Origin of the sequence: Tabrizicola sp., assembly GCF_041911175.1 — a bacterium.
GTDB lineage: Bacteria > Pseudomonadota > Alphaproteobacteria > Rhodobacterales > Rhodobacteraceae > Tabrizicola.
Genome location: NZ_JAYRPN010000115.1, coordinates 1 through 13,256 on the forward strand (window position 1 = coordinate 1; position 13,256 = coordinate 13,256).

Sequence of the window (13,256 nt, forward strand, 5' to 3'; positions counted from 1 at the left end):
GAGGATAAGGAGGGCGCCGAGGACGCCGCCCGCCGCGCCGAGGGCGAGTTTCCAGATGCCGGAGAGCCAGGCCGCCGCGCCGATCAGGGTGAGGGTGAGGAGGGCGAGCGCGGCAAGGTAGCGCTTGCGCGGCCAAGTGCGGGTGCCGGTGCCGCCCCGGTAGAGCGCGGCGGGTCGGATGCGTTCGGTCCGGGCGAGGGGGAGGAGGGTGAAGATCAGGGCGGAGAGGGCGCCGTAGAAGGCGGCCTCCAGGAGGGCTCCGGGGGAGAGGCGGATCTCGGCGGGGAAGGGGAGCGAGGCCTCGATCAGGGGGGCGGCGGCGAGGGGGAGGATGGCGCCGAGGGCGAGGCCGATGGCGAGGCCGAGGGCGGAGAGCAGCGCGGTCTGCCAGAGGTAGCTGCGGAAGATCAGCCCGCCCTCGGCGCCGAGGGTCTTCAGGGTGGCGATGGTGGCGGTCTTGCCGTCGAGATAGGCGCGGATCGCGGCCTGGATGCCGACGCCGCCGACCGCCAGCCCGGCGAGGCCGACGAGGACGAGGAAGCTGCCGATGTTCTCGACGAAGCGCTCGATCCCGGGGGCGGCGTTGCGGCTGTCGGTCCAGCGCATCCCCTTGTCGCGGAAGGTTTTCTCGGCCTGGTCTTCGAGGGCTTGCAGGTCGGCACCGGGGGGCAGGAGCAGGCGGTAGCGCGTCTCGAACATGGACCCGCTGGCGAGGAGGCCGGAGTTTGCCAAGGCATCGGCGCGGACGACGGTGCGGGGGCCGAGGGTGAAGCCGGTGGAGGCGCTATCGGGCTCGCGGGTCAGGGCGGCGGTGAGGCGGAAGTCTTGCGTGCCGAGGCGGAAGGTGTCGCCGATGGCGAGGGAGAGGCGGTCGATCAGGACCGGGTCCATGAGCGCGCCGGGAAGGCCGTCGGTGTCGGCGAGGGCTTCGGCGACGGGGATCGCGGGGTCGAGCTGGGCGGTGCCGGTCAGGGGCCAGGCGCTGTCTACCGCCTTGACTTGCGTGAGAGCCTGGTCGCCGTCGATCAGCGCCATCGAGCGGAAGTCGTAGACTTCGGACACCTGGGTGGCGATCCGGTCCATGTAGGCGCGTTCGTCGGCATCGGCGGGGCGGTAGGTGAAGCGCATCTCGGCGTCGCCGCCTAGGATCACTGCGCCCTGGTCGGAGAGGCCCTGCTGGATGCCGGCACGAAGGGTGCCGACGGCGGCGATGGCGGCGACGCCGAGGGCGAGGCAGGCGAGGAAGACGCGGAAGCCTTTCAGGCCGCCGCGCAGTTCCCGGCGGGCGATGGTGAGGGAAAGGTTCATTCGGCGGCTTTCGCCTGGGCTTCGGGCAGCACAAGGCCGTCGGCAAGGCGGATGATCCGGTCGCAACGGGCGGCCAGCTCGGGCGCGTGGGTGACAAGGACCAGTGTCGCCCCGTGACGGTCGCGGAGGCCGAAGAGCAGGTCCATGATCGCCTGGCCGTTGACGCCGTCGAGGTTGCCGGTGGGCTCGTCGGCCAGAAGGATCGCGGGCCGGGGTGCGGCGGCGCGGGCCAGAGCCACGCGCTGCTGTTCGCCGCCGGAAAGCTGGGCGGGGTAGTGGTGCATCCGGGGGCCGAGGCCGACCGCGGTCAGCTCGGCCTCGGCGCGGGGGAAGGCATCGGCGGCTCCCGCCAGTTCCAGCGGCAGGGCCACGTTCTCCAGCGCAGTCATGGTGGGAATCAGGTGGAAGCTTTGGAACACAACCCCCATATTCCCCCGGCGGAAGCGGGCGAGCGCGTCTTCGTCCATCGCGGTCAGGTCCTGCCCCAGGGCCAGAACTCGGCCAGCGGTGGCACGCTCCAGCCCGCCCAGAAGCATGAGGAGTGACGACTTGCCCGACCCCGATGGCCCGATGAGCCCGACCGTTTCGCCCCGCTGGATCGAAAGCGTGATGCCTTTCAGGATGTCCACCGGGCCGGCGTTGCCCGCAAGGGTCAGCCGCGCGTCGGTGAGCGCGAGGATGGCGTCGGTCATGCGGGGGTTCCTTGGGGCAATCCTGTCAAAGGGATATGGCGCGATGCGGGCCGTCGGCAATGGGGTCGCGGTCACGTTGTTGCTGGCGGGCGCGGTGTCGGCGGAGCCGGTGACGGTGGTCGCGCTGGGCGACAGCCTGACGGCGGGCTACGGGCTGGCGGACCAGAGCCAGGGGTTGGTGCCGGTGCTGGAGGGCTGGCTGAAGGCCCGGGGGCATGACGTGGTGGTGCAGAACGCGGGCGTGTCGGGGGATACCACGGCGGGAGCATTGGCGCGTGTGGGCTGGGCGCTTGGGCCGGATGCAGATGCGCTGATCGTGACGCTGGGGGGCAACGACCTCTTGCGCGGGATCGACCCGGCAGCGTCCAGGGCAAACCTGGAGGGCATCCTGAAAGAGGCGGCGGCACGGAAGCTGCCGGTGCTTCTGGTGGCGATGAAGGCGCCGGGGAACTTCGGACCGGAGTACAAGGCGGCGTTTGACGGGATGTATGGCGAGTTGGCCGGGCAGTATGGGGCGCTGCTGGCGGAGGACTACTTTGGCGGGTTGAGGGCAGCGGGGGCGGACCCTGCGGACCCGGCCTCGATGGCGGCCTTCATGCAGGCGGATGGGCTGCATCCGAACCCGGAAGGCGTGAAGCTGATCGTCGAGGGGCTGGGGCCGAAGGTCGAGGAATTGCTGGCGCGAGCGGGGTCGTGATGTGCTATGTCTAAGAATTTTCTAGAAATTTTTTAGACTTAGGGGCGAGCAGGCGGAGGCGGCCATGCGAGGCGGGTGACCCCTGGCGAGACGGCGCGCAACAGGACAAAGCGCCGCAACGCTCAGGCATTCACGATCAGTCCCAACCCATGACGCGAAAGCCGCTCTATCCCGTCCGGCTTGACCAGGACGGAATGGCCCAGCGTCATCGCCTCGCCCGCCTCGCTGTCCATCAGGATCATGTGCAGGAAGAAGACCTGGCCCGTCTGCATGATCAGCGGGTTGCCTTCGTAGAACATCGGGAAGTCGACCCAGATTGGGTTGTAGACCGCGCCCATGCCGTAGCCGCAGGCTTTCAGCCGGGCGTGCGAAAGGCCGCGGGCGTCGAAGACGCGGGCGTGGGCGGCGTAGACATCGCCCATCGGACGACCGGGGCGGATGGCCTGTTCGCAGGCCTCCAGCGCCTCGACGGCGGCCTCGTGCATCCGGCGATGGTGGTCGGAGGCTTGGCCGATGCACAGTGTGCGCATCATCGCGGCGTGATAGCGGGCATAGGCGCCGGACCATTCCAGCGTCAGCTGGTCGGTGGCCGACAGATGGCGGCGGCCCGAGTAGTAGCGGCAGAGAAGTGCGCCGGGGCCGGAGCCGAGGATGAACTCGTTCCCGGCATAGTCCCCGCCACCCTTGAAGACGGCGCCCTGCATGGCGGCGAGGATGTCGCCCTCGAAGGCTCCGGGCTTGGCGAGTTGGATGGCCTGGTCGAGAGCGTCGTCCGACAGCGCGGCGGCGCGGCGGTGCATCTCGATCTCGGCGGGGGATTTGACGCGGCGGAGCGCACGGATCAGGTCGGAGGCGTCGATCAGGCCGGGGATCGCGGCGTGAAGCGCGCGACCGGTGCGGTCGGTGAGGCCGACGGTGTCGGATTCGTATCCGATGGGGCCGGTGACGCCGAGATCGGTGAGGAGGCTGGCGAGATCGCGGGCCGGGGAAGCGCCCTCGATGTCCTGCCAGAGGTGGATTTCATCGGCGGAGAGGGTGGACGTATAGAGTGCCTGCCGCAGGTCCGGGGTCCGGGTCAGCAGGTGCAACTCACCCCGCGCGGTCAGGACCATGCACTGGAACATGGCGAAGCCGAAGGTGTCGTAGCCCGAGATCCAGAAATGGCTTTCGGGGGCGAACATCAGGAGCGCGTCGAGGCCCTGGGCTTGCAGGGCGGCGCGTGCGCTGGCCCGGCGGGTGGCGTATTCGGCGGGGGTGAAGTGCAGGGGCATGAGCCGCAGGAAAGCCGTTGGCGCGGCATCGGTCAAGTGTTGCATCTTGCGGTGCGGCGGGCCACCAAAGGCGGCGGAGGTGCGACATGGCTTGGGAATTCTGGATCGACCGGGGCGGCACCTTCACCGATGTGGTGGGAAGGGCACCGGAGGGGCGGCTGGTCACGGTGAAGCTTCTGTCGGAGAACCCGGAGCGCTACCCGGATGCGGCGGTGCAGGGCATCCGCGATTGCCTGGGGCTGAAGGCCGGTGAGCCGATCCCGGACGGGGCGATTGCGGCGGTGAAGATGGGGACGACCGTCGCCACCAATGCGCTCTTGGAGCGGAAGGGCGAAAGGGTTGCGCTGCTGATCACCGAGGGGTTCGGGGACCTGCTGCGCATCGGGACGCAGGCGCGCCCGGCGCTGTTCGACCTGGATATCCGCCGACCGGACCTTTTGTATGAACAGGTGTTCGAAATCCCCGGGCGGTTGGATGCCGAGGGGGGGGAGGTGCGGGTTCTGGACGAGGCGGCGGTTGTTTCGGCGCTGGTGGAGGCGCGGGCTGCGGGGATTGCGGCGGTGGCGGTGGCGCTGATGCACGGGCATGTGAACCCGGCGCATGAGGCTCGGGTGGGCGCGCTGGCGCGGGAGGCCGGGTTCAGCCAGATTTCCCTGTCGCATCAGGTCTCTCGCCTGGCGAAACTGGTGCCGAGGGGCGATACGACGGTGGTCGATGCCTATCTCTCGCCGATCCTGCGGCGCTATGTGGCGCAGGTGGAGGGCGCGCTGGACATGGGTCGGGCGACGGGGCGGCTTCTGTTCATGCAGTCGAACGGCGGGCTGACGGAAGCCGGGCGGTTCCAGGGCAAGGATGCCATCCTGTCCGGCCCTGCGGGGGGCATCGTCGGCATGGTGCAGACCGGCGAGACGGCTGGGTTCGACCGGCTGATCGGCTTCGACATGGGCGGCACATCGACCGACGTCAGCCATTATGCGGGCCAGTATGAACGGTCGTTCGAGACCGAAGTCGCGGGCGTGCGGATGCGCGCGCCGATGATGGACATCCATACCGTCGCGGCGGGGGGCGGGTCGATCTGCTCGTTCCGGGACGGGCGGTTCCAGGTCGGGCCGGAGAGCGCGGGGGCGAACCCTGGCCCGGCCAGCTACCGCCGCGGCGGGCCGCTGACGATCACCGACTGCAACGTGATGCTGGGGCGGCTGTCGCCCGCGCATTTCCCGGCGGTCTTCGGGCCGGGCGGCGACCTGCCGCTTGATGCGGAGGTGGTGCGGGAGAAATTCGCGGCGCTGGCGCAAGAGGTGGCTGCGGTGACCGGGCGGCTTGATGCGCCGGAGGTGATTGCCGAGGGCTTTCTGCGGATCGCCATCGACAACATGGCCAATGCGATCAAGAAGATCAGCGTCCAGCGCGGGCATGATGTGACGGGCTATGCCCTGCAGTGCTTCGGCGGCGCGGGCGGGCAGCATGCCTGTGGGGTGGCGGATGCGCTGGGGATGGAAACGGTTTTCATCCATCCGCAGGCGGGCGTGCTTTCGGCCTTCGGCATGGGGCTGGCGCATCTGCGAAGCCTGCGGGAGGCGCAGTTCGATGCGCCGCTGTCGGCAGGGGCCGAGGCGCGCGCGAGGATCGAGGCCTTGGCGGCGGAGGCTGCGGAGGAGTTGACGGAGCAGGGCATCGCCTCCCCGCAGGTCACGCGGACGGCGCATCTGCGCTATGAGGGGCAGCACCAGTCGCTGCCGGTGCCGTTCGGAGATGAGGCCGCGATGGCCGGCGCCTTTGCCGAGGCGCATCAGGCGCGGTTCGGCTTCACCTCGCCGGAACGCGCGCTGCTGTTCGAGATGCTGGCCGTCGAGGCCGAGGGCGGCGGTGCCGGGCTGCCGGACCTTGCGCCGGGGGCCAGCGCCGGACAGCCGGTGGAACGGCTGCGGGTCTGGGCCGGGGGGCGCTGGCAGGAGGTGCCGCTTTTCCGACGGCAGGAGTGCGGCACGGCGACGAAAATCGCGGGACCGGCGGTGATTTCCGAGGCCACGGCGACGACGGTGGTGGAGCCGGGCTGGGAGGCGGTGGTCGACGGGCAGGCGAACCTGATCCTGCGGCGGGTGGCGGCGGTGGCGCGGCCTCCGGCGGCGGGAACCGAGGTTGATCCGGTGCTTCTGGAGGTGTTCAACAACCTGTTCATGTCGGTCGCAGACCAGATGGGCGCGACGCTGGCGAACACGGCCTGGTCGGTCAACATCAAGGAACGGCTGGATTTTTCCTGTGCGATCTTTGATGCATCTGGCGACCTGGTGGCGAATGCCCCGCATGTGCCGGTGCATCTGGGCTCCATGTCCCATGCGGTGAAGACCGTGATCGCGGCGGTCGGCGCGACGGCGCGGGAGGGCGACGCCTGGATGCTGAACGCCCCCTGGAACGGGGGCACGCACCTTCCGGATGTGACGGTGATCACGCCGGTCTTCGTCGGCGGCCGGGCGGCGTTCTGGCTGGGTTCGCGCGGGCACCATGCCGATATCGGCGGGCGCACACCGGGCTCGGCCCCGCCGGACAGCACGACCATCGAGGAGGAAGGGGTGGTGATCGACCTCTTCCCGCTGGTGGTGGGCGGCAAATTGCGCGAGGCGGAGACGCGGGCGCTTCTGGCCTCGGGGCGCTGGCCTTGCCGGTCGCCGGACCAGAACATCGCCGATCTCAAGGCGCAGATCGCCGCGAACGAAACCGGGCGGCGCGAGCTGTTGCGGGTGGTGGCGCGGCACGGGGCGGGAGTGGTCGCGGCCTATATGGGCCATGTGCAGCGCAACGCCGAGGAATGCGTGCGCGCGGTGATCGACCGGCTACACGATGGCGAGTTCCGCTATCCGATGGATATCGGCACGGAGATCCGGGTGAAGGTGACGGTAGACCATGCCGGACGCTCGGCGAAAATTGATTTCACCGGAACCTCGGGTCAGCACAAGGGCAACTACAATGCGCCGCAGGCGGTGACGCGGGCGGTGGTGCTGTATGTCTTCCGCACCCTGGTCGGCAAGGCGATTCCGCTGAACGAAGGGTGCCTGAAGCCGCTGACGATCATCGTGCCGGAGGGGACGCTTCTGAACCCGGTGGCTCCGGCGGCGGTGATCGCGGGGAATACCGAGGTCAGCCAGTCGGCCTGCAATGCGCTTTACGGCGCGCTGGGAGTGGTGGCGGCGGCGCAGGGCACGATGAACAACTTCATCTGGGGCAATGAACGGTTCCAGAACTACGAGACCATCGCGGGCGGCACCGGGGCCGGGCAGGGGTTCGATGGTTGCGACGCAGTGCAAAGCCATATGACCAACACCCGGATGACCGACCCCGAGGTGCTGGAGAAGCGTTTCCCGGTGCGGCTGGAGGAGTTTTCCATCCGGCGTGGGTCCGGGGGCGAGGGGCGCTGGCGCGGCGGCGACGGGGCGGTGCGGAAGCTGCGGTTCCTGGCGCCGGTCACGGTGACGACACTGTGCGGCAGCCGGAAGGTGGCGCCGTTCGGGGGCGATGGAGGCGACCCCGGCGCGGTGGGCGAGAACTCGGTGCGTTGGCCCGACGGCCGGACGGAGCGGCTGGCGGGCAATGACGAGCGCGATCTGCCCGAGGGCGCGGTCTTCGAGATGCGGACCCCCGGAGGCGGCGGTTGGGGTCAGCTCGCGTAGGCCGGGTCTTCGGCATCGAGGATCGCACGAAGCTCACGCAGGTGGGCCTCGGCGAAGCCGGGGTAGGTCTCCCATTCCCGGGCGGTCTTTTCCGCGACGGCTTCGGGCAGAACGCGCAGGGGGAGGCCGGTTTGCAGCGCCCGGATATAGGTCTCGGCGGCGCGCTCGAAATAGTAGAGGCGGTTGAAGGTTTCGGCGACAGTGCGACCGACGACAAGGACGCCGTGGTTGCCCATGATCATGGTGGTGATCTTCGGGTCGGACAGAAGCTGCGCGCAGCGGGTGCCCTCTTCCTCGAAGGCCATCCCGGCATAGTGATCGTCGATGACATGGCGATTGTGGAACATCGCGGTATTCTGGTCGATGGCGGGCAGGCGCGAGTCGGCCAGGCTGGCCAGGACGGTGGCGTGGATCGAATGGACATGCATCACGCAAGCCGCATGCGGACAGGCCCGGTGAATGCTGCCGTGCAGGCCCCAGGCAGTCGGGTCGGGCGCGTCGGGGCGGGACATGGTGTTCGGGTCGTTCGCGTCGATCTCGACCAGCGAGGAGGCGGTGATCCGGCTGAAATGGCGCCCGTTCGGGTTGATCAGGAAGCGGGTGCCTTCGGGGTTCACCGCCAGCGAGAAATGGTTCGCCACCGCCTCGTGCAGGTTCAGCCGGGCGGTCCAGCGGAAGGCGGCTGCAAGGTCTTGCCGCAGGTCGAGGAACGTCATGTTGGCGTGCTGGTTCATCGGTTGCTCCCGGGGCGAATCAGGTGGTGCCCAATGAAGGGCTGCATTTCCTTGCATGATAGGTTAACAGGTTCGGGATGGGTATCTGGCACTCTGCGGGCGTGAGTCTTACAACCTGTATGCGGAACCGTGGCCCAGATGGGGCAACTAAGGCTTGAATGTGGCGGTGTTCACGCAGTTTTACCTGCAACTTTCCTTTTTTCGGGCGAATGCTCTCCGCATTGTTCAATGAAATTGGCCGAAGGTAGTGGAGGAGTGCGCGTGCAGACTTTCATTCAGACCGACCGCCAGCGGGTTCAGCCGCACACTTTGGGCGTGCGGGTCATGCTTTTGAGCGACCGTGCCGAGGGCCGCACCGGCCAGCGGCTTGCCGATTACGGCAGCGTTGTGGATGTTGCCGACGGGCTGGACGACGCGGTCAGCGCGATCCTGGACGATCCGTTCGGCTACGATCTTTTCGTGATGGAGTGCGACGGCTTCGGCGGCATCGCCGGGGCGGAACAGGCGATCTCCACGCTGATCGCGGGCGACGCGAAGATGCGGGTGATGCTGGTCAGCCGCGAGTTCGACGTGCCGGCCTATCCGCTGGGCCGTCGCACGGCGGTCTGCCTGCCCGAGGATGTGTCGGAGACCAGCTTCCGGATCGGCTTCGACCATGTCCTGCGGGACCGGGCGGCGATCACGATGAACTGAAGGGTGGGGGCGGCGAACCGCCCCCGATTGGCTTACGCCAGCGCCAGGTTGGTCGCGGATTCGCGGCCGTCACGACCAGCTTCGATGTCGAACGTGACCGGCTGGCCGTCTTTCAGGCTGCGCAGGCCCGCACGCTCCAGCGCGGTGATGTGGACGAACACGTCCTTCTTGCCGCCTTCCGGGGCGATGAAGCCGTAGCCTTTGGTTTCATTGAACCATTTCACGGTGCCCTTGGCCATCGTGAAGTCTCCTCAAAGTCATGCCGCCCGCGGGATGCGGCGGCTTGGCCCCGTCAGCTTGAAGTCGATTGCTGTGGCCGATGGTCGGAGACAGTGGTCGAAAAGATAACGTCGCGCGGGGAACATAGGCACATTCCCGACAGAATCCAAGCGGAAATCCTTGAAAATCCCCGGCAACGGTCGAGCTGCGGCAGGGAATTCAACGGGTTGCCTTCGGGGAACCGGAGGAAGGACGGGTCGCAGGGCAAAGCCCCCTTCCCGCGCGGGGTTTTTCCCAATACTCCCACCCCGGGACAAGTGGCGGGCGACGCGATGATCTTCACGGTGGCAATCGACGGACCGGCGGCAGCGGGCAAGGGCACGATCGGCCGGGCTATCGCCGCGCGCTTCGGGTTCCGGCACCTCGACACCGGGCTTCTCTACCGGGCAGTCGGGGTGAAGGGCGGCGATCCGGCGCAGGCCGCGTGGGACATTTCGCCCGAGGACCTGGCACGCGACGACCTGCGGACGCTGGAAGCCGGGCAGGCGGCCAGCCGGGTCGCGGCGTTGCCCGAGGTCCGCGCGGCGCTTGTCGACTTTCAGCGCCGGTTTGCCCGCTCGGAAGGGGGCGCGGTGCTGGACGGGCGTGATATCGGCACGGTGATCTGCCCCGAAGCCGAGGTGAAGCTTTACGTCACCGCCAGCCCCGAGGTTCGCGCCCATCGGCGCTGGCTGGAGCTGGGGGGCGACGAGGCGCAAGTACTTGCCGCAGTGAAGGAGCGCGACGCCCGCGACATGGGGCGGGCAGACGCACCTTTGCGGCCTGCAGAGGATGCGGTGGTGATCGACACCAGTGAAATGGGGATCGACGAGGCGGTTGAACTGGCCTGCGCCATCGTTTCCACCCGGCTTGGCGGGCGGGGTTAGGCCCACCGCCGCCCGCTTTCCCTTGCCCAGCAGGCCCGTTGCCGCTATAGCCCCCGCATCCTGACAGGACTCACGCCCGCCGGTTCACCGGACGGTCGTGTTTTTCCGTTCAGGGCCAAGACCGGCGGAGCCAACCGCATGGCCAGTGAAAACACGAGAAAAGGAAACTGATCTATATGTGCGCTAAAGCAAGCATGGAAGACTTCGAAGCCCTGTTGAAGGAGAGCTTCGAGATCGACACCCCCGAAGAGGGCACTGTCGTCAAGGGCAAGGTCATCGCCATCGAGGCGGGCCAGGCCATCATCGATGTCGGCTACAAGATGGAAGGCCGCATCGACCTCAAGGAATTCGCGAACCCCGGCGAGCAGCCCAACATCAACGTTGGCGACACCGTCGAGGTCTATCTGGACCGCGTCGAGAATGCGCGCGGCGAAGCCCAGATCAGCCGTGAGAAGGCCCGCCGCGAGGAAGCCTGGGACCGTCTGGAGAAAGCCTATGCCGCCGAGCAGCGCGTCGATGGCGCGATCTTCGGCCGGGTCAAGGGCGGCTTCACGGTCGACCTCGGGGGCGCCGTGGCGTTCCTGCCCGGTTCGCAGGTTGACGTCCGTCCGGTGCGCGATGCCGGCCCGCTGATGGGCATGAAGCAGCCGTTCCAGATCCTGAAGATGGACCGTCGCCGCGGCAACATCGTCGTGTCGCGCCGTGCGATCCTGGAAGAAAGCCGCGCCGAACAGCGCGCCGAAGTCATCGGCAACCTGACCGAAGGTCAAGTGGTCGACGGCGTGGTCAAGAACATCACCGAATACGGTGCCTTCGTTGACCTCGGCGGTGTGGACGGCCTTCTGCACGTCACCGACATGGCCTGGCGCCGCGTCAACCACCCGTCGGAAATCCTGTCGATCGGCGAGACCGTCAAGGTCCAGGTCATCAAGATCAACAAGGAAACCCACCGCATCAGCCTGGGCATGAAGCAGCTCCAGTCCGACCCGTGGGATGCCGTCGAGAAGATGTATGCCATCGGCACGGTCCACAAGGGCCGCGTCACCAACATCACCGACTACGGCGCCTTCGTGGAGCTGGAAGCGGGGGTCGAGGGCTTGGTTCACGTCTCGGAAATGTCCTGGACCAAGAAGAACGTGCACCCCGGCAAGATCGTTTCGACCTCGCAAGAGGTTGAGGTCATGGTGCTGGAGATCGACAGCGCCAAGCGTCGCGTTTCGCTTGGCCTGAAGCAGACCCAGCGCAATCCGTGGGAAGTCTTTGCGGAAACCCACCCGGTCGGGTCGGCCATCGAGGGCGAAGTCAAGAACATCACCGAATTCGGTCTGTTCGTCGGCCTCGACAACGACATCGACGGGATGGTTCACCTCTCGGACCTGTCGTGGGACCAGCGCGGCGAAGAAGCGATCCAGAACTACCGCAAGGGCGACGTGGTCAAGGCCGCCGTCACCGAAGTGGACGTCGAGAAAGAGCGTATCTCGCTCTCGATCAAGGCTCTGGGCGACGACACCTTCACCGATGCGGTTGATGGCGTGAAGCGGGGCGGGATCATCACCGTCACCGTGACCGCGATCGAGGATGGCGGGATCGAGGTCGAGTACAACAGCCAGAAGTCCTTCATCCGCCGCTCGGACCTGTCGCGCGACCGTGCCGACCAGCGTCCCGAGCGTTTCCAGGTGGGCGATCATGTGGATGTCCGCGTGACCAACATCGACCCGAAGACCCGCAAGCTGGGCCTGTCGATCAAGGCGCGCGAGATCGCGGAAGAGAAGGAAGCCGTCGAACAGTATGGCTCGTCCGATTCGGGCGCCTCGCTGGGCGACATCCTGGGCGCGGCGCTCAAGGACCGCGGCTAAGGGTTCCGGGCCTTCGACCGGCAACAATCAGGAAAGGCCCCGCCCCGTGCGGGGCCTTTTCCTTTCGGCCAAGTCCCCGTTTTTGTTTGCCCGAACACAAAACCTGCCGCTATAGTCGCGCGAGAACAAAATCGTGGCGGTCGCTGCCAAATCGGCCGAACCACAGGGGGGACTACGGATGATCCGTTCGGAACTGATCCAGAAGATCGCGGATGAGAACCCGCATTTGACCCAGCGTCACGTCGAGCGGATCGTCAACACCGTCTTCGAGGAGATCATCGAGGCGCTGGCCAAGGGCGACCGGGTCGAACTGCGCGGCTTCGGGGCCTTTTCGGTCAAGGCGCGGGATGCGCGCGTCGGTCGCAACCCCCGCACGGGCGAGGCGGTGACCGTCGACGACAAGAAGGTTCCCTTCTTCAAGACCGGCAAGCTGTTGCGCGACCGGCTGAACGGCAAGTAACCCCGCATCGCCTTGCGCCCGGCCCGGTTCGGGCCGATAGTGCCCCGGAACATTGGGGGCCGAACCGCATGATCCGCTACCTCCGACTTGCCCTTCTGGCGCTTCTGGGCCTCGTGCTTCTGACCGTGGCGCTGGCCAACCGTGCGCCGGTCTCGGTGCGGCTTCTGCCCGAAGACATGGCCGCCCTGACCGGGCTGACCTGGACGATGACGCTGCCGCTGTTCCTGGTGATCTTCGGCGGGATCGTCGTGGGGGTGCTGATCGGCTTCGTCTGGGAATGGCTCCGCGAACACGGCCACCGAGCCACCGCCAGCCAGAAATCGCGCGAGGTCACGCGGCTGGAGCGGGAGCTGGCGGTGTTGAAGGATTCCACCTCGGTCCCGCTGAAGGACGAGGTGCTGGCGCTTCTGGACAAGCGTTGACTCCGGGGGCGTTGATGCAAGCGGTCCGGGTCAAGATCTGCGGGCTGAAGACGCCCGGCGATGTCGCTGCGGTCGCGGCGGCGGGGGCTGCTTACGCCGGGTTCAACTTCTTCCCGAAATCACCGCGCTTTGTGACGCCCGACCTCGCGCGCGACCTGGCGCTGTCGGCCCCCGACGGGTTGTGCAAGGTGGCGCTGGTGGTCGATCCCGACGACGCCACGCTGGACGCCATCGTTCAGGCGGTGCCGCTGGACATGCTGCAACTCCACGGCCACGAAACCCCCGCCCGCGTGGCCGAGATCAAGGCCCGCTA

At 67.5% G+C, this 13,256-nt stretch carries 12 protein-coding genes and 1 pseudogene; 8 read left to right on the forward strand and 5 right to left on the reverse strand.

Annotated features, from left to right (window positions below):
- Both ACE3P6_RS15560 and ACE3P6_RS15565 read right to left on the reverse strand, forming a co-directional pair.
- Positions 1–1,308, reverse strand: a 1,308-nt coding sequence (locus ACE3P6_RS15560; protein WP_374396764.1) for an ABC transporter permease, incomplete at its 3' end; no start/stop codon positions are given.
- Positions 1,305–2,000 carry an ABC transporter ATP-binding protein gene (locus ACE3P6_RS15565; protein WP_374396766.1) on the reverse strand — a complete coding sequence of 232 codons (696 nt, stop codon included), beginning with the start codon at positions 1,998–2,000 and terminating at the stop codon, positions 1,305–1,307. The genes ACE3P6_RS15565 and ACE3P6_RS15560, both read right to left, overlap by 4 nt.
- Here ACE3P6_RS15565 and ACE3P6_RS15570 point away from each other — a divergent pair.
- Positions 1,999–2,697, forward strand: coding sequence for an arylesterase (locus ACE3P6_RS15570; RefSeq protein ID WP_374396768.1), 699 nt, complete (start codon positions 1,999–2,001; stop codon positions 2,695–2,697). The genes ACE3P6_RS15565 and ACE3P6_RS15570 overlap by 2 nt on opposite strands.
- 122 nt (positions 2,698–2,819) lie before the next feature.
- Here the strand turns inward: ACE3P6_RS15570 and ACE3P6_RS15575 are convergent, their stop codons facing one another.
- Positions 2,820–3,968 (reverse strand): M24 family metallopeptidase, encoded by a 1,149-nt coding sequence (locus ACE3P6_RS15575; RefSeq protein ID WP_374396771.1) that lies wholly within the window; start codon positions 3,966–3,968, stop codon positions 2,820–2,822.
- Positions 3,969–4,054: 86 nt separating this feature from the next.
- Here ACE3P6_RS15575 and ACE3P6_RS15580 point away from each other — a divergent pair, with 86 nt between their 5' ends.
- On the forward strand, positions 4,055–7,633 hold the full coding sequence (locus ACE3P6_RS15580) for a hydantoinase B/oxoprolinase family protein (protein WP_374396773.1): 3,579 nt from the start codon (positions 4,055–4,057) through the stop codon (positions 7,631–7,633).
- Here ACE3P6_RS15580 and ACE3P6_RS15585 read toward each other — a convergent pair.
- A complete protein-coding gene (locus ACE3P6_RS15585) occupies positions 7,621–8,367 on the reverse strand; it encodes a class II aldolase and adducin N-terminal domain-containing protein (RefSeq protein WP_374396775.1) in 747 nt (248 codons plus the stop codon). The genes ACE3P6_RS15580 and ACE3P6_RS15585 overlap by 13 nt on opposite strands.
- 261 nt (positions 8,368–8,628) lie before the next feature.
- On the opposite strand from ACE3P6_RS15585, the gene ACE3P6_RS15590 reads away from it, so the two are divergent.
- The gene (locus tag ACE3P6_RS15590; RefSeq protein ID WP_374375150.1) at positions 8,629–9,060 is read left to right on the forward strand and encodes a hypothetical protein; all 432 of its coding nucleotides are present in this window, start codon (positions 8,629–8,631) and stop codon (positions 9,058–9,060) included.
- 32 nt (positions 9,061–9,092) lie between these two features.
- Here ACE3P6_RS15590 and ACE3P6_RS15595 read toward each other — a convergent pair whose 3' ends face one another.
- Positions 9,093–9,299: a cold-shock protein gene (locus ACE3P6_RS15595; protein WP_103258321.1), complete on the reverse strand. Its 207-nt coding sequence runs from the start codon at positions 9,297–9,299 to the stop codon at positions 9,093–9,095.
- Between the two features lie 312 nt (positions 9,300–9,611).
- Between ACE3P6_RS15595 and ACE3P6_RS15600 the strand changes: the two genes are divergently transcribed.
- From ACE3P6_RS15600 to ACE3P6_RS15620, 5 genes and pseudogenes are all read left to right on the forward strand, one after another.
- The gene (locus tag ACE3P6_RS15600; RefSeq protein ID WP_374396781.1) at positions 9,612–10,205 is read left to right on the forward strand and encodes a d(CMP) kinase; all 594 of its coding nucleotides are present in this window, start codon (positions 9,612–9,614) and stop codon (positions 10,203–10,205) included.
- 176 nt (positions 10,206–10,381) lie between these two features.
- Complete coding sequence (gene rpsA / locus ACE3P6_RS15605) at positions 10,382–12,061, forward strand: 30S ribosomal protein S1 (RefSeq protein WP_374396777.1); 1,680 nt, start codon at positions 10,382–10,384, stop codon at positions 12,059–12,061.
- A 178-nt stretch (positions 12,062–12,239) separates the two neighbouring features.
- Positions 12,240–12,521, forward strand: coding sequence for an integration host factor subunit beta (ihfB, locus tag ACE3P6_RS15610; protein WP_374375154.1), 282 nt, complete (start codon positions 12,240–12,242; stop codon positions 12,519–12,521).
- A 68-nt stretch (positions 12,522–12,589) separates the two neighbouring features.
- Entirely contained in the window at positions 12,590–12,943 is a 354-nt protein-coding gene (locus tag ACE3P6_RS15615; protein WP_374396779.1) for a LapA family protein, read from the forward strand.
- A 14-nt stretch (positions 12,944–12,957) separates the two neighbouring features.
- A pseudogene (locus ACE3P6_RS15620) lies at positions 12,958–13,256 on the forward strand (N-(5'-phosphoribosyl)anthranilate isomerase); the annotation flags it as partial.